Source organism: Kutzneria sp. NPDC052558 (assembly GCF_044547355.1).
In the GTDB taxonomy this organism is placed as follows: Bacteria; Actinomycetota; Actinomycetes; order Mycobacteriales; family Pseudonocardiaceae; genus Kutzneria.
Genome location: NZ_JBIUAG010000023.1, coordinates 101,100 through 121,969 on the forward strand (window position 1 = coordinate 101,100; position 20,870 = coordinate 121,969).

17 protein-coding genes are annotated in these 20,870 nt (G+C 71.8%); 8 read left to right on the top strand and 9 right to left on the bottom strand.

The features are described 5' to 3' along the window. Positions 1-52: 52 nt before the first annotated feature. Together ACIG5F_RS33700 and ACIG5F_RS33705 are read left to right on the top strand one after the other, a co-directional pair. On the top strand, positions 53-1,114 hold the full coding sequence (locus ACIG5F_RS33700) for a potassium channel family protein (RefSeq protein WP_396523972.1): 1,062 nt from the start codon (positions 53-55) through the stop codon (positions 1,112-1,114). Positions 1,115-1,220: 106 nt separating this feature from the next. Beyond that, positions 1,221-2,624, top strand: a complete 1,404-nt coding sequence (locus ACIG5F_RS33705) for a M14 family zinc carboxypeptidase (RefSeq protein WP_396523973.1) — start codon at positions 1,221-1,223, stop codon at positions 2,622-2,624. 179 nt (positions 2,625-2,803) lie between these two features. Here the strand turns inward: ACIG5F_RS33705 and ACIG5F_RS33710 are convergent, their stop codons facing one another. The 5 genes from ACIG5F_RS33710 to ACIG5F_RS33730 form a co-directional block, all read right to left on the bottom strand. Further along, positions 2,804-6,106: a S8 family peptidase gene (locus ACIG5F_RS33710; protein ID WP_396523974.1), complete on the bottom strand. Its 3,303-nt coding sequence runs from the start codon at positions 6,104-6,106 to the stop codon at positions 2,804-2,806. Between the two features lie 200 nt (positions 6,107-6,306). Further along, positions 6,307-7,293, bottom strand: a complete 987-nt coding sequence (gene nudC, locus ACIG5F_RS33715; RefSeq protein WP_396523975.1) for an NAD(+) diphosphatase — start codon at positions 7,291-7,293, stop codon at positions 6,307-6,309. Next, positions 7,290-8,660, bottom strand: coding sequence for a M16 family metallopeptidase (locus ACIG5F_RS33720; RefSeq protein WP_396523976.1), 1,371 nt, complete (start codon positions 8,658-8,660; stop codon positions 7,290-7,292). The genes nudC and ACIG5F_RS33720 overlap by 4 nt, the downstream gene beginning before the upstream one ends. After that, complete coding sequence (locus ACIG5F_RS33725; RefSeq protein ID WP_396523977.1) at positions 8,657-9,940, bottom strand: M16 family metallopeptidase; 1,284 nt, start codon at positions 9,938-9,940, stop codon at positions 8,657-8,659. Before ACIG5F_RS33725 ends, ACIG5F_RS33720 begins: the two co-directional genes overlap by 4 nt. A gap of 134 nt (positions 9,941-10,074) precedes the next feature. Beyond that, a complete protein-coding gene (locus ACIG5F_RS33730; RefSeq protein WP_396523978.1) occupies positions 10,075-11,733 on the bottom strand; it encodes a DUF2207 domain-containing protein in 1,659 nt (552 codons plus the stop codon). A 191-nt stretch (positions 11,734-11,924) separates the two neighbouring features. Here ACIG5F_RS33730 and ACIG5F_RS33735 point away from each other — a divergent pair, with 191 nt between their 5' ends. The 3 genes from ACIG5F_RS33735 to ACIG5F_RS33745 are packed head-to-tail and all read left to right on the top strand — an operon-like array spanning position 11,925 to position 14,944. After that, complete coding sequence (locus tag ACIG5F_RS33735) at positions 11,925-12,719, top strand: neutral zinc metallopeptidase (RefSeq protein WP_396523979.1); 795 nt, start codon at positions 11,925-11,927, stop codon at positions 12,717-12,719. Continuing rightward, entirely contained in the window at positions 12,716-13,864 is a 1,149-nt protein-coding gene (locus ACIG5F_RS33740) for a neutral zinc metallopeptidase (protein WP_396523980.1), read from the top strand. The genes ACIG5F_RS33735 and ACIG5F_RS33740 overlap by 4 nt, the downstream gene beginning before the upstream one ends. A 54-nt stretch (positions 13,865-13,918) precedes the next feature. After that, the gene (locus ACIG5F_RS33745) at positions 13,919-14,944 is read left to right on the top strand and encodes a neutral zinc metallopeptidase (protein ID WP_396523981.1); all 1,026 of its coding nucleotides are present in this window, start codon (positions 13,919-13,921) and stop codon (positions 14,942-14,944) included. A 143-nt stretch (positions 14,945-15,087) separates the two neighbouring features. Here ACIG5F_RS33745 and ACIG5F_RS33750 read toward each other — a convergent pair whose 3' ends face one another. Next, complete coding sequence (locus ACIG5F_RS33750) at positions 15,088-15,951, bottom strand: nucleotidyl transferase AbiEii/AbiGii toxin family protein (RefSeq protein ID WP_396523982.1); 864 nt, start codon at positions 15,949-15,951, stop codon at positions 15,088-15,090. Between the two features lie 111 nt (positions 15,952-16,062). Next, on the bottom strand, positions 16,063-16,641 hold the full coding sequence (locus ACIG5F_RS33755; protein WP_396523983.1) for a type IV toxin-antitoxin system AbiEi family antitoxin domain-containing protein: 579 nt from the start codon (positions 16,639-16,641) through the stop codon (positions 16,063-16,065). Between the two features lie 269 nt (positions 16,642-16,910). Here ACIG5F_RS33755 and ACIG5F_RS33760 point away from each other — a divergent pair, with 269 nt between their 5' ends. Then, positions 16,911-17,654 carry a maleylpyruvate isomerase family mycothiol-dependent enzyme gene (locus ACIG5F_RS33760; protein ID WP_396523984.1) on the top strand — a complete coding sequence of 248 codons (744 nt, stop codon included), beginning with the start codon at positions 16,911-16,913 and terminating at the stop codon, positions 17,652-17,654. On the opposite strand, the gene ACIG5F_RS33765 is transcribed toward ACIG5F_RS33760, so the two are convergent. Both ACIG5F_RS33765 and ACIG5F_RS33770 read right to left on the bottom strand, forming a co-directional pair. Next, on the bottom strand, positions 17,651-18,253 hold the full coding sequence (locus ACIG5F_RS33765; protein WP_396523985.1) for a hypothetical protein: 603 nt from the start codon (positions 18,251-18,253) through the stop codon (positions 17,651-17,653). The genes ACIG5F_RS33760 and ACIG5F_RS33765 overlap by 4 nt on opposite strands. A gap of 44 nt (positions 18,254-18,297) precedes the next feature. Next, entirely contained in the window at positions 18,298-18,690 is a 393-nt protein-coding gene (locus ACIG5F_RS33770; protein WP_396523986.1) for a hypothetical protein, read from the bottom strand. A 91-nt stretch (positions 18,691-18,781) separates the two neighbouring features. Here ACIG5F_RS33770 and ACIG5F_RS33775 point away from each other — a divergent pair, with 91 nt between their 5' ends. Continuing rightward, on the top strand, positions 18,782-19,456 hold the full coding sequence (locus ACIG5F_RS33775; RefSeq protein ID WP_396523987.1) for a response regulator transcription factor: 675 nt from the start codon (positions 18,782-18,784) through the stop codon (positions 19,454-19,456). Further along, complete coding sequence (locus ACIG5F_RS33780) at positions 19,453-20,802, top strand: sensor histidine kinase (protein WP_396523988.1); 1,350 nt, start codon at positions 19,453-19,455, stop codon at positions 20,800-20,802. The genes ACIG5F_RS33775 and ACIG5F_RS33780 overlap by 4 nt, the downstream gene beginning before the upstream one ends. Positions 20,803-20,870: the final 68 nt, after the last annotated feature.

Sequence of the window (20,870 nt, forward strand, 5' to 3'; positions counted from 1 at the left end):
CCTAAGCGGGGGAGGTGATCATCGGGCAGTCGGGCCGTTACCCTGCGGCAGCATGAGCAGCAGCGGGGACGACGGCCTCGCCGGACAGCCGGGACACGCCCTGGTCGGCGTGGTGCGCATGCCGGCCGCCGGCATCAGCCCGATCCGCACGATCGTCCGCCGGCTGCTGTTGGCCCTGGCGGCGCTGCTGGTCGCGGTGGTGGTCGTCTACCTCGACCGCGGCGGCTACCGGGACGCCAACGCCGCCCCGGGCCACGGCCTGAGCCTGCTGGACTGCCTCTACTACTCGATGGTGTCGCTGACCGCCATCGGCTACGGCGACATCGTGCCGGTCACCGAGGCCGCCCGGCTGGTCAACGTCCTGGTCGTCACGCCGCTGCGGGTGCTGTTCCTGATCCTGCTGATCGGCACCACCCTGGAAGTGCTCACCGAGCGTTCCCGGCAGTCGTTCAAGATCCAACGCTGGAGGTCGAAGGTGCGCGACCACGTGGTCGTCGTCGGGTACGGCACCAAGGGCCGCGCCGCGGTCTCCGCGCTGCTCGGCGAGGGCACCGATCCGGGCCAGATCGTCGTGGTCGAGACGGCCAAGCCCGCCCTGGACGCCGCGTCCGCCCGCGGCCTGGTCACCGTCAACGGCTCCGGCACGCGGTCGGACGTGCTGCGGGTCGCCGGCGTGCCCAGGGCCCGGGCGATCGTGGTGGCCACCAACCGCGACGACACCGCGGTCCTGGTCACGCTGACCGCCCGCGAGCTGGCGCCGAAGGCGCACATCGTGGCCTCGGTGCGGGAGGCGGAGAACGAGCACCTGCTCCGCCAGTCCGGCGCCGACCAGGCGGTGGTGTCCAGCGAGACCGCCGGCCGGCTGCTCGGCATGGCCACCAGCACGCCGAGTGTGGTCGCCATGGTCGAGGACCTGCTCACCCCCGACGTCGGCCTGGCCATCGCCGAACGGGACGTGGAGGACGGCGAGGTCGGCGGCTCGCCGCGGCACCTGTCCGACATCGTGCTCGGCGTGGTGCGCAACGGCGTGCTCTACCGCGTCGACGCTCCCGAGGCCGACGCGATCGAGACCGGGGACCGCCTGCTCTACGTCAAGAAGGTCACGCCCGCCTGACAACAGCGGATCGGGCCGCCCGTCGTTTTCCCGCCCTTCGTTGGTTATGCCCGTGACCGGCCGGCGCTACCTTCCGTGTCGGCCCCTTCACCCTGCGGGAGGACACATGGCACGGCGCTTGCCCCTGCCCATCAGCGGCGTCGCGGCGGTATTCGCCGCGGCGGCCGTCTTGCTCTTGCCCCAGGCCGCCGCCACCAGCACGGTCGCCGCCACCGAGAGCACGCAGCCCGCCCAGCCGACCTTCGTGTACCGGGTCACCGGCGCGACGGCCAGCGCGGAGAAGCTGTTCGCCTACGGCTTCGACGTGCTGGAGGAGCGGGACGGCAACGACCTGTTCGTGCTCGGCTCCGCGGCCGAGGGCGACCGGCTGCGCGCGGCCGGCTTCGCCGCCAGCACCGAGACCGCGATGAGCCCGCCCAGCTGGGCGCCGCCCAAGCCGCGCAGCGCCAACAACCCGACCGCGGCCGACGCCGGCGAGACGTACTACGGCGGCTACCACACGGTCAACGCCCAGTACGCCCACATGGACCAGGTCGCCCAGCAGCACCCGGACCTGGCCACCACCTTCACCTACGGCCAGTCCTGGCTGAAGTCCAAGGGCCAGGCCGGCTACGACCTCAAGGGCATCTGCATCACCAAGAAGCAGGCCGGCGACTGCGCCCTCAACCCGAACTCGGCCAAGCCGCGGTTCTTCCTGATGGCCCAGATCCACGCCCGCGAGATCACCACCGGCGACGTCGCCTACCGCTGGATCGACTACCTGGTGAGCAACTACGGCGCCAACAGCACGATCACCGCGCTGCTCGACTCCACCGAGATGTGGGTGGTGCCGATCGCCAACCCCGACGGCGTGGACATCGTGCAGCAGGGCGGCAACTCGCCCAACCTGCAACGCAAGAACGCCGACAACGCCAACGGCGGCAACTGCGGCTTCGGCGGCCAGACCGGCGTCGACCTCAACCGCAACTACAACACCCACTTCGGCGGCGCGAGCACGTCCACCGATCCGTGCAGCGAGGTCTACAAGGGCCCGGCGGCCGACTCCGAGATCGAGAACACCTCGATGGAGAAGCTGTTCCGCAACCTGTGGCCGGCCCGCCGCACCGGCACCGGCGTCACCGACCCGGCGCCCGCCGACACCGCCGGCATCATGATGACGATGCACAGCGACGGCAGCGTCGTCATCTTCCCGTGGGACTACAGCTCGTCCGTGCACACCGGCAACGACGCCTCGCTGCGCGCCATCGGCAAGCAGCTCGGCGCGATCACCGGCTACCCGTACGGCCAGGCCGGCCAGGTGCTCTACAACGCCTCCGGCAGCACCGACGACTGGTCCTACGACAAGCTCGGCGTGGCCAGCTTCACCATCGAGGTGGGCGACAACGCCGGCAAGGGCTGCAGCGGCTTCCTGCCCAAGTACTCGTGCCAGTCCAGCTTCTTCTGGCCCAAGATGCAGCCCGCCCTGGTCTACGCCGCCCAGCAGGCCAAGGCCCCGTACCAGAACCACTGACCCGGCGACGAGAAAGGGGCTCCAGGCCGACCAGGCCTGGAGCCCCTTTCCTTGGCTGTCCAAGGCGAATCGCGTCCGCCCCACCCCCGCGGGACCGGACCCGGTTGCCGGGTCTGAACGTGGCGCGGGTGGTCCCTACCTGAACCCCAGCGGCAGGTAGGGACCACCCGCGCCGGGACTCACCCCACGGTGTAGCTGTAGGGGAAAGCCTTGAGCGAGTCGCCGGCGCTGGCGAACTGGTTGTAGTCGTCCAGGTAGAGCACGCCGGACACCTTGGCGCCCTTGGCCGCGGTCGGCGTGATCGTCACGGTGATCGTGCCGCTCTGGCCGGGTTGCAGCACCAGCGGCGTGACCGCCGGCGCGTTGGCCTGCACGGTGCCCAGCCAGGCGTTGCCGGTGGACGACGTGACGGCCGGGTCGAACACCTGGGTGTGCGCGACCAGCCCGACGTTGCCGGTGTCCTTCTTGCTCGGGTCCTGGAACGGCCCGATCTGGTTCAGCTGGGCCAGCCAGAGGCCCGGCGTCAGCTGCGGCGAGCTGAGCGAGGCGATGGCCACGTTGCCGGGGCCGGACCGCTTGAGCACGTCGGGCAGGCCGGCGTACGTGGACAGCTCCAGGTCGATCGGCTCGGCCGCGGACGCCGCCGCAGTCAGGCCGGTCGTCTCGGTCGGCACGCGGAACTGGGTGCCGTTGTACTGCGGCAGCGGGATGTCCGAGGCCTGGTTCAGCGGCAGCACCTGGAGGTCGTCGAGCTGGGTGGAGCGGCCGTCCACGAAGTACGACAGCGCCGCCTTGCCGGTGTTGCGCACCTGGAGCTGGATCGTGGTCGGCTTGCCGGCCGGCAGCACGTGCGGCAGGTTGCCCACGCGAGCGTCGACCACGTTGTAGCGCAACGAACCCGAGAACTGCTGCGAGGTGGCGGTGCCGGCGACCGGGTTGGCGGCCGCGAGCACGAACGTCCACAGGCCCGGCGCCGGGTCACGCCGGTAGACCTGCACCGAGCGGCCGTAGCCGGTGGGGTTGTTCTTGGCGTCCACCGACACCACGTTGTTCTGCGCGCTCAGCAGCTGGCCGTCCGGGCTGACCAGGTAGCCGTTGACCACCTGGTTCGGGTCGCCGGCCAGGGTGAGATCGATGCCCAGGTCGCGCTGCCCGCGCGGCACGTCGAACCGGTAGACGTTGGTCTGCGCCGGGCCGCCACCGCGGCCGTTGCCGCCGGTCAGCGAACCGGTGAAGGACCCGCCCCAGCTGGGCAGCTTCGTGCGCAGCACCAGCGGCACCGCCAGCTGCTTGCCCTTGCTGCCGTTGAGCTGCACGGCCGCGGCCAGGTCGCCGGGGTTGCCCGGATTGGACACGAGCACGTGGAAGGTGCCGCTCTGGCCCGGCTTCAACGTCAGCGAGGACGGGAACACGGTGCCGACGGTGACGTACTTGCTGGTGGCGAACTCCAGCGGGATCGTGCCCTTGGCGCCGTGGGCCAGCGCCCGGGTCTGGATTACGGCGGTCCAGGTGCCGGCCTTCGGCGAGTGCACGTCGATGTGGCCGAAGCCGGCGACGCCCTGGCCGAACGAGAAACCGCTGAGCGTGCCGCTCGGGTCCAGCAGCAGCATGTACACCCGCTGCCCGGAGGCGGTGGCGGTCGGGTAGGCGAAGGTCGCGTCGAGATGGTCGGCGCCGGCCGGCACCGCGAACGTCTTGGTGGTGTAGGCCCACTTCGTGCCGTTGCCGTTGGTCCATGTCGGAGCCGTGGCCGAGGTGGCGTCGATGCTCACGCTGCTGTGTTCGTCCGAGACCTGCTTGGTCAGCGTCCGGTTGTGGGCGGTGACGGTCTGGGTGTCCGCGCCGGTGTTGGTGACCTTCAGGTCCTTGGCCTGCGGCTGGTTCGGACTGCCCTCCGCCAGGATTTGGGTCTGGTCCACGACCAGGTTGTCCCCCTGCGCGGCCGGCGAGCCGTTGCCGTCCTTGACCGACTCGGCGGCGCGCACCGCCTCGTAGGCGTTGAGCAGGCCCGCGCCCTGGCGGTCGGACGGGTCCAGGTTGTCGGTCGCGGTGCTGGTCAGCAGCTGCTTGACCAGCTGCGGGGCTGGCCGCACGCCGTGGTGGGTGCGTTCGTACGCCTCGATCACCAGCGCCGCCGCACCGGCGATCAGCGGCGCGGACATGCTGGTGCCGCCGAACGCCTCCAGCGACGAGGCTGCGCCCTTTCCGTTGGTGCAGCCGGTGTAGAGGGTCAGGTTCGGCGTGCACAGCGCCCAGCCCTCGTCACCGGGGGCGATCAGGTCCACGACCCGGCCGCGCTCGGTGGTGCCGCCGGAGCTGATCGAGGAGACGTTGTCGTTGGCCCACTTGCCGTTGAAACCGGGCAGGTTCGGCCACAGCTGGCCGTAGATGCGATACGTGGTGGACGCGCCGGCGGCGATGATCGCCGGGTCGCTGGCCACATTGCCGACGGTGCCGTTGATGCCGGCGTCGCCGGAGCTGGCCACGATGGTCACGCCGGCCGCGATGGCCGCGCGGTTGGCCACCGACCACGGGTCGGTGTTGTTGTCCGGGTACGGGTTGCTGCCCAGCGACTCGTTGATGACGTCGACCTTGGCCACGTTCACCGCGTAGTCGACGGCCTGCACGATGGCCGAGGTGGTGCCGTAACCGTTGGAGGCGATGGCCTTCAGGCCGACCAGCGTCGCGTCCGGGGCGACGCCGCGGACGCGGATCGTGCAGCCCTTCGGCAGCTGGGACGCGGCATTGGTGTAGTCGGCGAGATCGTAGGTCTGGCGGCCCTGGGCGGCGATCGCGCTCGCGTCGCCGAACGCCTCGTTGCCCTCACCGGGCACGGTGACGCCCTCGCCGCTGAAGTCCTGGTAGTCGCTGAACACGCGGCTGCCGTCGGCCCGCTTGAAGTCCGGGTTGTCGATGTCCACGTTGTCGGCGATGAAGGCGACCTTGACGCCCTTGCCGGTGGCCAGGTTCGCGGCCTGCGGGGTGCTCGGGTCGTCGTAGGCGACGTGCGTGGTCTGCAACGCCTCCGGCTCCAGCAGCGGCTTGGCCGGGTCGGTCGGGCACGCCCCGGCAGGCGCCGTCGCGGCGGGCGCCTGGTCGGTGGCGGCCGGCGTCTCGGCCCGGCGCACCGACAGGTCCGGGTACACCGCCTGCACGCGAGGGTCGCTCGCCAGGTGCTGCTGCTCGGCCCCGGTCAGCTTGGCCGCGAAGCCGTTGACCACGCTGAACTGCTTGACGTCGGCCGCGCCGGTCTGCTTGGCCTGGTCGACCAGCGGCTGCTGGTCGGACTGGGTGAGCTGGCGGCGGTGGCTGTTGTCGCCCTTGGTCACCGGGGCGTCGGGGTGCTGGTCCTTGAGGACCACGATCACCGACTCCTTGGCGCCCGTGCTCAAGTCACCCGGCGCGGCCGACGCCGCGGCCGGCACGACCGGCGCGAGCACCATCGCGCTGGCCGCGAGCGCGGCCAGTGGTCTTAAACGCATCTCTGGCTACTCCGAACTTCGGGGGAACACCCACGTGTGCGACCACTCTTTGTCGCGGCCGAAGCGGGGTCAACCAACGAAAGTCGGGAGCTGGCCGGCCTCAGGTCCGATATTCCACATCGGACAGTGGCCGATTCGGCCGAACGGCCGGCGCCCTCGGCGGGGCGCCGGCCGTTCGATCCGAATTGTCCGATCAGGACTCAGGAGTTGGCCCAGGACTCCAGCATGCGGCGGGCGATGGAGGTCACACCGGGCAGGATGAGGCCGGGGCCGGTGCCGCCGTTGGCGAGGGCGGCTCGGACCTCGTCGCGGTGGACCCAGCGGGCGTTCTCGATCTCGCCGGCGGCGGGCACCAGGGGGACGGCGGGATCGCCGAGGGCGGTGAAGCCGACCATCAGGGACCGCGGGAAGGGCCATGGCTGGCTGCCGAGGTAGCGGACGGCGTCGACGGTGATGCCGACCTCCTCGCAGATCTCCCGCACGACACAGGCTTCCAGGGACTCGCCGCCCTCGACGAAGCCGGCGAGCACGGAGTAGCGGTCGGGCGGCCAGATCGGCTGGCGGGCCAGCAGGACCTGGTCGCCGCCGTCGTGCACGAGGCAGATGACGGCGGGATCGGTACGCGGGTACTCCTCACGTCCGCAGCCGGTGCAGTGGGTGGCCCAGCCGGCCCGCTTGGGCTCGACGGGGGAGCCGCACTTGGCGCAGAAGCCGGCGTTGTCGTGCCAGCTGAGCACGGCGACGGCGGTGGTGAGCAGACCGGCGTCCTCGGCGCTGAGCAGGCCGCCGGCCAGCCGGAGGTCCTGCCACACCGGCTCGTCGGTGTCGGGCAGCACGGCGTCCCAGCCCATGCCTTCCTGCACCGGCCCGTCGGGCTCGGCCCGCACGGCCCAGTAGCAGACGCCGTCCTGCTCGCCGAGCAGCACGGCCCCGGCCGGCGGCACCGGGCCGAGCGCAGCGGTGGAGCGGAAGTCCAACACCGGCCGGTCGCCGGCCCGGCCCATGGGGGCCCGCCCACGCCGGTCGACCGGCAGCAGCCGGGCCGACGGCCAGAGCCGGGTCAGCTCGTCGGCGTTGTCCCGCAACAGGTCGTTGCGAGGCACGGCGGTGCGGGACAACGCCGGCAGCTCGTCGAGCTGGAACCCGGCGGAGGTGCCCGTGGCCTCGCTCGCGCAAGAGGTCGTCACGAGAGCACCACGCCGCCCAGGGCTCGGAACTCCGGCGCGAGCACGTCGGCGTCGCCGACCACGATGCCGGTGAACCGGCTGGGCGCGAAGAACTTGCGCGCGGCCTCGGCCACCTGCTCGACGGTGACGGCGGCCAGCCGCAGCGGCTGGTCGCGCAGCCAGTCGTAGGACAGGCCGACCGCGCCGAGCGCGGCCAGCGTGGCGCACAGCCCGGCCTGCGAGGAGGTGGAGGTGAGCAGCGAGCCGATGGCGTACTGCTTGGCGTTGTCCACTTCGGACTCCGACGGCGGCGAGACGACCAGCCGGCCGAGCTCGTAGCGGGTCTCCCAGAACGCCGCCGGCGTCACGCCGCTGGCGGTGTCGGCCTCCACCAGCACGGTGGCGGTGTCCTTGGTGAACTCGAAGTACGAGTGCGCGCCGTAGGTGTATCCCTTGTCCTCACGGATGTTCTCCACCAGCCGCGAGGAGAAGTAGCCGCCGAACACCAGGTTGGCCACCTGGAGCGCCGCGTAGCCGGGGTCGGTGCGGGGCACGGTCTGCGCGGACAGCCGCAGCTGCGACTGCACGGCGCCGGCCCGGTGGATCAGCTGCACGTCGCCGGGCGTCAGCTCCGGCAGCGTCGGCAGCACCGAGGCGCTCGCGTCGGACTGCCAGCCGGACAGCACGCTGCCCACGGTGGACACGGCGGCGTCCGGGTCGATGTCGCCGACCAGGACCAGCAGCGAGCCGCGCGGCACCACGGCCGCCTTGTGCAGGGCCCGCACCTGCTCCGGGGTGACCTCGCCGATCTCGGCCGCTTCCGGCATTTCCTTGGCGTACGGGTGGTCGCCGTAGCGGTGCTTCTGCAACGCCTCCCGGGCGATGACGCTCGGCTGCGACCGGGCCATGGTGATGCGCTCGACGAGGCGCTCCGACTCCCGGGCCACCTCCTCGTTCCGGTACACCGCACCGGTGAGGGCGTCGCCGAGCACGTCCAGCAACACGTCCAGGCCGCTAGCCAGGGCGCTGCCGCCGACGCTGAGGCGCTCCGGGTCGACCACGGCCGACATGTCGCCGCCCACGGCGGCGAGGTCGGTGTCGAACTGCGCGCGGTCGCGGCGCTCGGTGCCGGTCAGCAGCACGTTGGCCAGCACCTCGGCGCGGGCCGCGTGCAGCCGCTCGGCGCCGGCGAACGGGATGCGCAGCCGCAGCTCCACGATCGGCACGGATTCCTTGCGCACGGCCACGACCCGCAGCCCGTTGGGCAGCACGGTGTCCACAAGGGACGGTTGCGTCGCCGCGGTCTGCTCACCCAGCGGCGGCAGCGGACGCGGCCCCTGCTCGGTGTGGCCGATCTGCTCGGCCGTGCGGTAGCTGACAGAAGTCACTGGTTGCCTCCGGCGGCGGGAACGACGAGCACGGCCCGGGAATCCGGCCGCAGGGCCTTGGCGGCGGCCGCCACCTGGGCGGTGGTGACCGCGCGGATCCGCTCCGGCAGCTCCGAGGCCAGCTCGGCGCGGCCGTGCAGCAGCTCCGCGGCGCCGAACGAGAGCGTGCGCGAGGTGATGCGGTCGTGGTCGCGGTGCATGGACGCCGCCCAGCGCGCGGCCACCCGGGCCAGCTCGTCCTCCTGCGGGCCGGTCGCGGCCAGCTTCTCCAGCTCGTCGTCGATCACACCCAGCAGCCGGTCCACGGACACCTCGGGGGTGTGCATGGCGGTCACCGTGAACGTGTCAGGGTCACGGGCGTCCAGCGGCCCGAACAGGCCCGCGCCCACCGAGATGTCGGTGACCAGGGGCTCGCGGTGCACCATGCGCTGCTGCAACCGCGAGGCGTCGCCGTCGGACAGCACCGCCGCCAGCACCACGTTGGCCAGGTAGCCGTCGAGGTCGGTGGTCGGGTCGGGCAGGCGGTAGCCGACCGCGAGCGCCGGCAGCGGGGCGTGCGGGTCCTCGTGCACGGCCCGCAGCTCGCCCTGCGGGTGCGGCTCGGCGAACGACGGGCGCGGCGGCGCGGGTCGGGCCGGCACGTCGCCGAAGTGCTTGTGCACCAGCTCGGTCGCCCGCTCCACGGTGAAGTCGCCGGCCACCGTGAGCACCGCGTTGACCGGCGCGTAGTAGGTGTCGAAGAACTGGGCGCAGTCGTCCAGGTTGGCCTGCTCCAGCTCGGCGAAGTCGCCGTACCCGTTGTGCGCGTTGGGATAGGTCGAGTAGAGCACCGGCGGCAGCCAGATCCACGGGAACCCGCCGTACGGGGTGTTCAGCACCCGCAGCCGGATCTCCTCCTTGACCACGTCGATCTGGTTGTTCAGGTTCTCCTGGGTGATGCGCGGCGCGCGCATCCGGTCCGCCTCCAGGAACAGCGCCCGCTCCAGCGCCGCCGAGGGCAGCGTCTCGAAGTAGTCGGTGTAGTCCGGGTGGGTGGAGCCGTTGAAGGTGCCGCCGGAGGACTGCACGTGCCGGAAGTGCGCCAGTTTCTCCAGGCTCTCGCTGCCCTGGAACATCAGGTGCTCGAACAGGTGCGCGAACCCGGTCCGGCCCTCGGGCTCGGAGCGGAAGCCCACGTCGTAGTGCACGCTCACGCCGACCACCGGGGCTGTGCGGTCGGGGGCGAGCACCACGCGCAGGCTGTTGGGGAGAGTGAACCTGTGCAGTTCCGGTGCGGCCATGACACAGAGACTACGACGTGACGGCGTCCGGCTCGGCCGTGCCGTGGTGATCAACCCTTACGCGGTGTCTGCCCACGGCTGAACTGGTGCGCTCGCTGTGTCCGCGGTCACACTGGACGGCGCAGGGGTCCTCCCTAGGGCTTCAGCGACCGCAGGTGACCGCCCTGCGCCAGCACCCCGTCCAGGGAGCTGAGGAAGGCCGGGAAACGGCTGGCGAAGCGGTCCAGGTCGCGGGACTGCTCGGCCTCGCCGAACCAGTACAGGCCGGGCGTGCCGTCGGCGTCGGGGTCGAGGCCGCGGAACGTGGTCAGCCAGCGGTCGGTCTGACCCAGCACCACCGCGTAGGGCAGCGACCGGGAGAACACCATCTCCCGGTCGCCGTCCGGGATGTCCGTGGGCGACACGGTCGTCAGGTACGTCAGCAGACCGCGCACCTGGTGCAGCAGTGCGCTGCCGCGCCGCGTGCGTGCCGGCATGGAGCGCGAACCGGCGGCCAGCGCGGCCCCGGCGATGATCACGGCCAGGCCCAGCAGCGCGTGGCCGATCGTGAGCGCGAGGATCACCGTGAGCACGATGCCCAGCGCGGCCACGGTGACGCCGCCCCACCACCAACGGCTGCGCTCGGTGTCGGGACGCCGCGTGAACCAGTCCTTGGCCACCACGTCGGAGTAGAGGGCGCTGCTGACCGCCGCGAGGTTCACGCCCTTGCCGCGCAGCTGCGAGAGCTGCACCTGGTCGGCGTCGCCCAGCAGGGACTGGTACACGGCCTTCTCGTACGCCGTGAGCGCGTCGTCGGCGGGGTTGCGGCGCACGATGCGCCAGTCGATGACGCCCTCGCCGCTGGGCACCTCGTCGATCCACAAGTAGTTGCGCACCGCCAAGTCGATGACGGTCGCGGTCACGTCCACCACGTCGACGTGCTCGTCGATGACGGTGCCGACCTGGCCCGGCAGCACGCCGTCGGGGGAAGCGAAGGCCACGTGCCCGTCGGCGTCCTTGCCCAGCACCTGCACCGGGCCCACGTCGCCGGCCAGCGCCTTGGCGTCGCGGCCGCGGGCGTACCAGAGCAGGCCGAGGCCGGCGAGCAGCAGCACGATCAGCACCACCAGGCCGATACCGGTCTCCGTGGTCAGCGCGAACGCCGACGCCAGCGCGTTGGTCTGCACCACGCGCTCGTTGACCGGGACCGTGCCGTTGGGCAGGCCGATGGCGAAGTCCACGCGCTGCCCGGGCGTGAGCGTGTCGTGCTCGGCGGTCGGCACGCCGCCCTCGCCGATCTGCGACAGACCGCACGCGGTGGTCGAATCCGGTTCGCCGGCCAGGCAGGTGATGGACTGCGGCTCGGCCGGCGTCACCACCGACACCGTGAGCCGATCGATCGTCACATCCCAGCCGCTGGCCACCTGCCAGCGGACGTCCTCGTGCGTGCCCTGGTCGGCCACGGCCCCGTCGACCACGTAGCTGACGGTCGACTCGCCCGCGCCCAGGTGCACGGTCAGGTTCTGGTCGTCCACCGAGGCGTTGCCGTTGCCGGTCACCTTGGCCTGCGTGACGGTGTACACGCGTTCGGTGTCCGGCCCCGCGGTCAGCCGCAGCGGGGCGGTGCGGTTGGCGGACTTGCCGGCCGGCACGGTGACCCGCTCGCTGACCGTGAGCTTGCCGTCCCGCTCGACCTTCAGCGCGATCTGCGACTGCACGCCGTCGGACGGGGCCGCCGCCGCGAGCGGGGCAAGCCCGGCGCCGGCGACGGAAAGCGTGAGGGTGGCCACGGCCAGGCCCCAGTTGGTGAACACGGGAGCGGACAATAGTGCAGGCCGCCTATCCTTGCGGCGATATCCACCGAGGGGGCGACGGCTAGCTCGTGCCGCCCATGAACGACAGGGCGTAGATGGACAACCGGGGCGCGTTCCACGATCCGCTGCTGGAGCCCGGTCGTTTTCCGAGTGCCACTCCGGTTCGGTCGCGGGCCTCCGTGCAGCGGTATATGACGCTGGGCGCGCTGGCGCTCGTGTTTCTGCTGGTGTTCGGCATCGACGCCATCGGCCCCACCGAGTCGGTCGCCGGCGTCGCGCAGGCCGAGGCGCCGCGCGCGGTGGTGGCGCTGGCGACCAACCCGCTGCTGACCTACTCGGCCTCGCTGGCCCAGAACACGTGCACGCTGCCGAAGTTCGGCCGTGGCCTCGAGCAGTTACGCGCGTACCTGACCGCCGAGCTGTCCTGTCTGGACGCCGCGTGGAAGCCGCTTGTCACCGCGCTCAACATGCCGTTCGAGCCCACGACGCTTGTGATGGACTCCAGCTCCGGCGAGTGCCGGTCCCGCGACGACAGCTCCCCGGTGGCGTTCTACTGCGGCGCCGACAACCAGCTGCACATGCCCATCGACACCGTGTTGCAGGGCACCGACGGCATCCCGGCCGTGATCGTCGGCGTGCTCGCCCACGAGTACGGCCACCACGTGCAGGACCTCAGCGGCATCCTGCTGGCCGAGTCCCGCCGCGAGCAGGCCGCCGGCCGCGACACCCCGGCCGGGCTGGAACTGTCCCGCCGCCTGGAGCTGCAGGCGAACTGCTTCGCCGGTATGTTCCTCGCCAGCGTTGCCGGGCGTGGTTCGATCAGCCGGTCGATGGCCGCGGACGGCGCCGCCGCGTTCGCCGACGGCGGCGGGGAGTCCGACCACGGCAGCCCGGCGCACCAGGGGCGGTGGGCGCAGATCGGCTACCAGGAGAACAAGACCGCCGCGTGCAACACGTGGGCGGCGGCGCAGGGGGACGTCAGTTGAATCCGTGGAACACCGGCGACGACCAGGGCCGCCCGCTGCCGCCGCCGCTGCCCAGCCAGTACCCGCCGAATCCCTATCCCCAGGGCCGGTCCCCGTACTACGGCCAGCAGCCGCCGCCTCCGCCGTCGTACCAGCCGTACCCGATGCCGCCGGCCCGGCCGGTCATGCCGCCGCCGGTGCACGCCCACGGCCCGATGGCGTCGCCGTACCCGCAGGCCCCGACGTCGCCCTACCCGCCGCCACCGCCACGGCGGCCCTCACGGCGTCCGTTCGTCACGCTGTTCCTGATCGGACTCGTGGTGCTGGGCGTCGTCGTGGTCGGCGTGGTCGGGAACGGCCGCAGCCGGCAGCGCACCGCGCCCACGCCGACCCCGACCAACCTGCCGACCTCCGTGCCGACGACCTCGCCCGGCAGCGGCCCCGGCGGCTCGGACGGCGTGGACAAGCTCGGTGACAACCCGCTGTTCACCGCTAGCACCATGGGACCGGTGACCTGCACGCTGCCGCGCTGGCAATCGGTGGCGTCGGCGTCCAACGCCTACTTCACCGCCGCGCTGCCGTGCCTGGACCGCGCGTGGCAGCCGGTGCTCCAGTCCGTGCACCTGCCGTTCCACGAGCCGAAGCTGGCGTTCCCCAGCGGCAAGACGTGGAGCAGCCCCTGCGGCTCGGTGTCGCAGGAGGAAGCCGCCGCGTTCTACTGCAACGGCGACCAGACGCTGTACATGCCGATCTCCGGGTTGCAGACCGACGAGATCGGCAACCGCCCCGGCGCCTACCTCGCGGTGTTCGCGCACGAGTACGGCCACTTCGTGCAGGACCTCAGCGGCGTGCTGACGGCCGCGCACAAGCAGGAGTACGGCGACGACGACCCTGACAGCGATGCCAGCCTGGAGGTGTCGCGGCGGCTGGAGTTGCAGGCGCAGTGCTTCTCCGGTCTGTTCCTTGCCGCCGCCGTCGGCCGTGGCTCGATCGACACGACGGTCGCGCGGGACGCCCAGAACACGCAGGAGCGCGGCGACCAGCCCGGCGAGCGCCGCGACCACGGCACCAGCGACCACGCCTCGGCGTGGTGGACGCAGGGCTTCGTGAAGAAGACGGTCGCGCAGTGCAACACGTGGGTGGCCGACAGCTCTGACGTGCAGTAGCGGTTGCCGCGGCAACCAGTGAACTGGTTGCCGCCGCCAGTCGTAGCACCAGTGATGCCGCCACCACTGAGCAACGGACCTGGCCCGCCGCGGCGGCGGCCCTCGCGCGCCCCCGTCGTGGCGATCGTGGTGGTGGCGGCGGTCCTCATCGGCGTGGCCGCGATCGGCCTGAGCCGCCTCGGCTACTCCCGGCCGGCGGCCGAGTCCGGTGCGACGCCCACCGCGATGGCCACCCTCGACCCGCCCACGACGACCACCACGCCGTCACGGACCACGCCCCGCACGACCACGCCGCCGCCGACCACCACCAGCCGGCATCCGAGCACCAGCTCCGCGCCGCCGAGCAGCGCCCAGCCGGCCGGTCCACGGGCCGTGGTCAAGCTCGGCGACAACCCGCTGTTCGAGGTGGGCGGCCTGCCGCCGACCAACTGCAAGCTCAGCCGGTGGACCACCGACCCGGCCGGGGCGGAGCGCTTCTTCCGCAGCGCCCTGCCGTGCCTGGACGCCGCGTGGGCGCCGGTGATGAAGGCCGCCAACCTGCCGTTCAGCCCGCCCGACCTGGCCTTCCCCGGCGGCACGACGTGGCACAGCCAGTGCGGCTCCGAGGAGGCCGGGAGCGGTCGTGTCGCCGCCTTCTACTGCCCCACGGACAACACCATCTACATGCCGTTCTCCGCGCTCCAGACCGACATGTACGGCGCGCACCCCGGCACCTACCTCGCGGTGTTCGCCCACGAGTACGGGCACCACGTGCAGGACCTGGCCGGCATCGAGGACGCCTACACCCAAGCGACCTACGCCACCCGTTCGCCGGACGAGCGGATGGAGCTGTCACGGCGGCTGGAGCTGGAGGCGCAGTGCTTCTCCGGCATGTTCCTGGCCGCCACCGCCGGCCGTGGCGACGTCGACGACAACATCACCCGTGAGGCGCAGAACAGCCAGGACCGTGGCGACCACAACGGCCCGCCGCGCGACCACGGCACCGACGAGCACGCCATGGGCTGGTGGAACTCGGGCTTCCAGCGCAACAGCCTGTCCCAGTGCGACACCTGGTTGGCCAGCGCCGCCGACGTCGCCTGAGTGGCAGGCTGGCGGGATGCAGACGCGTGAGTGGATCGCCGCCGCCAAGCGAGCCGCACTGAACGCCTCCACATGCGTACGGCAGGCCCACACCGAGCCCATCGACGTCGACGAACGCACCAGCGACCAAGCGTGAATCCCCGCTACTGAATCCAGCGTCGCGAAGCGGGATCCCACGAGGCATCGGCGCTGAGCTTGCCGATGAGCACCGGGTCAGCGAACCCTTCCAGCGCGGCAAGGATCTCGGCGAAGTCCACTGGCAGCGTGCTGTCGAGTTGGAGCTTCCTCAGCCACGCGGCCCAGCGCGCCTGTCCGATTTCGGCGTACCCGTCCAGTGCCGCGCCAAGGTCGGTGACAGGGACGCTGCGATGTGTGGCGACCGCTTCGATGGCCGATCGCAGATCGGTCGTCTGGAAGCTGTAAGTGCCGGCCAGCAGGTAGATGTCGGCGAAGTCGCGCCACCGTGTGCTCGCCAGCCCGCGTTGCAGGGCTGTGACGGTCTTTTCGGCGAGCACCATCTCCATCGGATATCCGCGGAGGCGGATAGGCTCGCCGTCGAGCAGGCGTGGCAATGCGATGTCGGCTGGGTGGGGCCAGATCGGGTCGCCGACGTTGACATCGACGTGGAATGGCTCTCTGGCCTTGGCGAGGTTCGTTTTCAGGCTGACCCGTACGCCGGAGTACTGGTCCTCGTCGCGGATGACCTGGGCGGTGATGTGGTCGATATCGAAAATGAGTCCGTCATCGAGATCGGCCGGCAGTGTTGTCGCCGCGATTTCCGCTATGAGATCGCGGATGGTGTCGACGTTGTTCGCCAGGTGCACTGCGGCCACGTTGATGTCGGTTGTTGGTCGGCGCAGTTCGTATGCCGCGAGTAGCACGCCGCCTTTGAGGACGAGCTGGTCACGGTGGGGTGAGTGGGCGAGTCGAAGGAGGAAGCCCTCGAGCGCGTACAGACGCAGGTACTCGGCGGTGGTCCGTCCCGCGAGCCTGGCATTGCGTTGCAAAGCAAGAAACGCGCGGCCTGCCGGGGTCGCGTGTGTTGGTCGGTTGATGGTCTCTCCTGGTGATTGAACCAGCAGGTGCTCTGCGGGCTCTTGTCTGGCGCGGACAGGCCGTCACAACAAAACTTGAAGCGTGTGCAACAGGGCTGGCCTTGCTGTCGGAAATGCTGTTGCGGTCCGGAGCAGGTGGGCGGGCCGGCCGCCGCGGCGGAGCCAGCGCCGGAGGGCCTCGGTGGCGATCTCTGGTCCTATGATGTGCCGCACGCGGAACGCGTCCACGATGCTGCGTGGCGCGTCGTAGAGCCCGATCGGGTGGCTGTCGTCGGTGGGAATCTCGGTGCGGCCGAGATCGAACGTCGCGGGGTCGAACCTGTGCCAGCGGACTGGCGCTGCGACTGCTGGCAGCCAAGTCCCCCGGGGGAGAGCGACGTCGTGCACAGGGGGGATGACGTCGGTCAGTTCATGGTGGGCAAGCGCCGAGACCAGACACAGGGTTGCCCGGTGGGCCCTGACCGCGATCTCCAGCAGGTCCAGGTCGACAGGCTCGGCGTCGACGCGGCGATACAGGCCGCGGCCGACGCGTTCCACCATGCCGGTGGCCTGCAAGCGCGCCAGTTGGCGGCGAGACAGGTCGAGTCGCTCGGCATCCGCTGTGGTGAAGGTGTCCGGCAGATCGAGGTGCGGGTGCGACACCGTTCACCTCCTGGTCCTCAGATCGTCGGGCCGAACGTGTTCCTATCCAGACCTGGTAGGTCTGGATAGGTATTCGTACATCTGGTGCGTGCGCAATCCTAGCCAGACCCACCGGGTGTGGCTAGGATTGCGCACGCGGATCGGCGTGTCTCCGGGGGCATGGTCATCGGCTTGGCAAGGACTGGTGCCGCGCGCTCGCAACAGCCTGTCCCAGTGCGACACCTGGTTGGCCAGCCCCGCCGACGTCGCCTGAATGGCAGGCTGGCGGGATGCAGACGCGTGAGTGGATCGCCGCCGTGGGCGGCCAGGGGGAGCGGCTCGCGGCCGCCGCCGAGCAAGCCGGGCCGAGCGCCCCGGTGCCGACCTGCCCCGACTGGGCGGTTCGCGACCTGCTGGTGCACACCGGCGCCGTGCATCGATGGGCCACGGCGTGCGTCGCCGACGCCCGGACCGAGCCCGCGGATCTCGGCGAGGTGGCGAAGGCCGCCGGCGCGCTGGCCGACGAGGCCCTGGTCGACTGGTTCCGGGCCGGTCTGACCGAGCTGGCCCACGTGCTCACCGCCGCGCCGGACGACCTCGAATGCTGGACGTTCATGCGCACCGCGCCGACCGGGTCGCAGTTCTGGGCGCGCCGCCAGGCGCACGAGACCACCATCCACAGCGTCGACGCCGAGGCCGCGGCCGGTCTCGCGTCACCGATCGCGTCGACGCTCGCCGCCGACGGCGTGGACGAGCTGCTGTGCGGCTTCCTGCCCCGCAACCGCCGGCTCCGGGTCGAGGAGCCGGCGTCGGTGCTGGTCAGCGCGACCGACACCGGAGACCACTGGCTGTTCCACTACGGTCCCGAGCAGCCGACGGCGGCGCGCGTCTCGGCCCCGGTCGACGCCGACGCCACCATTGCCGGCACCGCGGCCGAGCTGTACCTGGCGCTGTGGAACCGCCGGCCGCTGCACGGGCTCACCAGCGACCAGGCCCTGGCCGACCGGTGGGCCGACCAGGTTCAGGTGCGCTAGCCGGCGGTGTTGCTGGGGGCCGCGCTGTCCTCGGCCTCGTCGGGCTCGTCCACCGACTCGTCCTCGGGTTCGACCGCCGGCTCGGGCTCGGGGGCCGGCTCCACGACGGTGACCGGCGCCAGCGGCAGTTCCGGCTCGCTCGCGCCGATGACCGGGGCCACCGCGGGCTTGGGGGCCGGCTGGTAGCGGATCAGGTACGCGTACAGGGCCCCGGCCACCGCGCTCAGGCACAGCAGCAGAGCGGTGAGCCGCCCGTCCCGGTTGCCGCCGACCTGCGCCGCGTCGGCGGCGTGCGCGCTGAGCGTGCCGTTGTCGTCGACGACGGCCACGTCCAGCGTGGCGCCCTTGGGCTGCCCGCAGCCGTCCAGCGGCACCTGCTTCTTGGCCCCGTCGATGGTGACCTCGACCGTGTCGTGGGCGTTGCCGCCGCCGCACTGCGCCGAGGTCACCACCGTCGCCTTGGTGTGCACGGCCGAGGGCGCGTCCGTGTCCGGGAAGCCCAGGGTCGGCCACCACACGAGCACCGCCGCACCGATCCCGACCAGCCCGATGACCAGCAGGATCAGCACCCATCGCACCTGGGTATGCCGAGCCGCCACGCGACCATCGTCCCAGACCCGGCGGCCCGGGGCACCCAGGACCGTCAGGAACTCGGGGTCGTGGTCGGGGCGGCGCTGCTGCCGCGCGGCTGCGCGACCCGGACGCTCAGCGCCTGCTCACCCTTCACAACGGCGGTCACGCGCTGGCCCTGCTGGAGCGGGCCGCCGTCGATCTTGGTGGTGGAGTCCGTGGTCAAGGTCTCAGTCTTGCCATCCTTCTCGGTGACGACGAGCTGCGTGCCCGACACCGAGGACACGGTGCCGGCGACGCGCGTCTCGCCGTCCGGCAGCGGCTTGGGCTTGCCCTTCGACGGCATGGAGCTGGCCGTGGTCGACGGCGCGGGCGCGCCGGAGGCCATCGAGGAGCAGCCGGTGACGGTCAGGGCGGCGGCCGCGGCCAGAGTCAGGGCGCCGAGGGTTCGTGACAGGGAGGTCATGACAACCACCGTCGCGGCCGGACCTGAGGGGAGGCTGAAACGTCAGCGAGCCCGCACACGTGCGGGGCCTCGCGCACCCCAGAATGGGCACGTGTCGGTCGCTCGGATTCTGATCGTCGAGGACACCGAGGCGATCCTCGCCGCGGTGCGGTCCGCCCTGCGGGACAACGGCTACGAGGTGCTGGCCCGGCCGGACGGCCGCGAGCTGGAGGCCGATCTCGGCCAGTTCCGCCCGGACCTGGTGGTGTTGGACATCATGCTGCCCGGCCGGGACGGCTTCCAGCTGCTGGAGGTGATCCGGCGGGCCAGCAACGCGGGGGTGGTGATGCTGACCGCCCGCGACGGCGTGCCCGACCGGCTGCGGGGCCTGGAGGGCGGGGCCGACGACTACGTGCTCAAGCCGTTCGTGCTGGCCGAGCTGGTGGCGCGGGTCGGGGCCGTGCTGCGGCGGTTGGGCCGCACGCCGTCGACGGTGCAGATCGGCGACCTGCTGGTCGACGCCGACTCCGGGATCGTGCTCTACGCCGGCACGGCCGTCGACCTGACCGCCACCGAGCTGCGGCTGCTGTGCTACCTGGCGGCGCAGCGCGGGCGCGTGGTCAGCAAGACCCAGATCCTGACCAGTGTGTGGGGCTACGAGGACTACGACCCCAACCTGGTCGAGGTGCACGTCAGCGCGCTGCGCCGGAAGCTGGAGGCGCACGGGCCGCGGCTGCTGCACACCGTGCGCGGGCTCGGCTACGTGCTGCGGGTCGGTGCCACGTGAGGACCGGCTCGCTGCGGCTGCGGGTCACCCTGCTGGTCACGATCGCGCTCGCGGTCGTGCTCATCGGGCTGGTCGTGGTGGTCGACGCCCTGTTCAACCGGCAGACCGTGCAGGACGAGACCAACCTGATCCGGGACCGCGTGCAGCTGGCCAACCAGCTGGAGAACAAGCGCCTGGTGCCGGAGCAGCTCTACGCCCGGCTGTCGCTCGGCGGGCTCATCCTGGTGCGGATCACCGAGCCCAGCGGCCTCGTGCTGGAGCCGAAGGGGGCCCAGCCGGCCGCCACGCCCGCGCCCCGGACCGTCACCTACCGCAACGGCACCCGGATCACGTTCTTCGCCGACGCCGAGACCAGGCCGCAGGCCACCCTGAACCGGCTGCTGATCACCGTCGGCGTCTCCGCCCTGGTCATCACCGCCGCCGCCCTGATCTTCATCGTGCGCTTCGCGCTGCGGCCACTGGACCAGATGACCACCCTGGCCCGGTCCATCGCCGCCGGCGACCGGGGCCGGCGGCTCGCGCCCGAGCGCACCGACACCGAGCTCGGCCGCACCGCCGCCGCGTTCGACGACATGCTCGACGGGCTCGAAGGGGCGGAGCAGCAGGCCCGCCGGGCCGAGGCCCACACCCGGCGGTTCGTCGCCGACGCCGCGCACGAGCTGCGCACCCCCATCGCCGGCTTGCAGGCCGTGGCCGAGTCCGTGCTCCAGCAGAACGCCGACACTGACCCGGAGGAGCGGGACCGGATGCTGCTGCTGCTCGTCCGCGAGTCCCGCCGCGCCGGCCGCCTGGTCGACGACCTGCTGGCGCTGGCCCGGATCGACGCCGGCCTCGACCTCCAGCACGAGCCCGTCGACCTGCGCCAGCTCGCCGACGCCGAGGCCGACCGCACCCGGGTGCTGGCCCCGGAGATGACGATCACCGTGGACGGTCCGTCGGCCGTGGTCTACGGCGATCCCCAGCGCCTGGCCCAGGTGCTGGCCAACCTCGTGAACAACGCCAGGCAGGCCGCCGGCGGCGAGGGCCATGTCTCCCTCACCGTCGGCGTCGCCGCCGGGCTGGGGCACCTCGTCGTCGCCGACAACGGGCCCGGGGTGCCCGAGCCCGACCGGGAGCGGATCTTCGACCGGCTCGTGCGCCTCGACGAGGCCCGGGCCCGCGCCTCCGGCGGCTCCGGCCTCGGCCTGCCCATCGCCCGTGGCATCTGCCGCGCCCACGGCGGCGACCTGCGCTGCGAGACCCCGCCCCCTGGCGTGCCCGGCGCCGTCTTCCGCATCACGCTGCCGCTGGCGACCTCGCTGGAAGCCCCCACGGTCACCTTCCCGGCGGTTGTCCTCCCGTCGTAACGCCGGTCCGGCAGCGGGCGATAGCGGAGTAGGGATGGTGTGCCCACGGGCACATGCATTAGGGGGTT

What these genes read in the sequence shown, in the direction of transcription:
- ACIG5F_RS33745 (WP_396523981.1), top strand. Translation starts at nt 13,919, where the DNA reads ATGCCGCCACCACTGAGCAACGGACCTGGCCCGCCGCGGCGGCGGCCC.
- ACIG5F_RS33760 (WP_396523984.1), top strand. Translation starts at nt 16,911, where the DNA reads ATGCAGACGCGTGAGTGGATCGCCGCCGTGGGCGGCCAGGGGGAGCGG.
- ACIG5F_RS33705 (WP_396523973.1), top strand. Translation starts at nt 1,221, where the DNA reads ATGGCACGGCGCTTGCCCCTGCCCATCAGCGGCGTCGCGGCGGTATTC.
- ACIG5F_RS33725 (WP_396523977.1), bottom strand. Translation starts at nt 9,940, where the DNA reads ATGGCCGCACCGGAACTGCACAGGTTCACTCTCCCCAACAGCCTGCGC.
- ACIG5F_RS33735 (WP_396523979.1), top strand. Translation starts at nt 11,925, where the DNA reads ATGACGCTGGGCGCGCTGGCGCTCGTGTTTCTGCTGGTGTTCGGCATC.
- ACIG5F_RS33710 (WP_396523974.1), bottom strand. Translation starts at nt 6,106, where the DNA reads ATGCGTTTAAGACCACTGGCCGCGCTCGCGGCCAGCGCGATGGTGCTC.
- ACIG5F_RS33700 (WP_396523972.1), top strand. Translation starts at nt 53, where the DNA reads ATGAGCAGCAGCGGGGACGACGGCCTCGCCGGACAGCCGGGACACGCC.
- ACIG5F_RS33770 (WP_396523986.1), bottom strand. Translation starts at nt 18,690, where the DNA reads ATGACCTCCCTGTCACGAACCCTCGGCGCCCTGACTCTGGCCGCGGCC.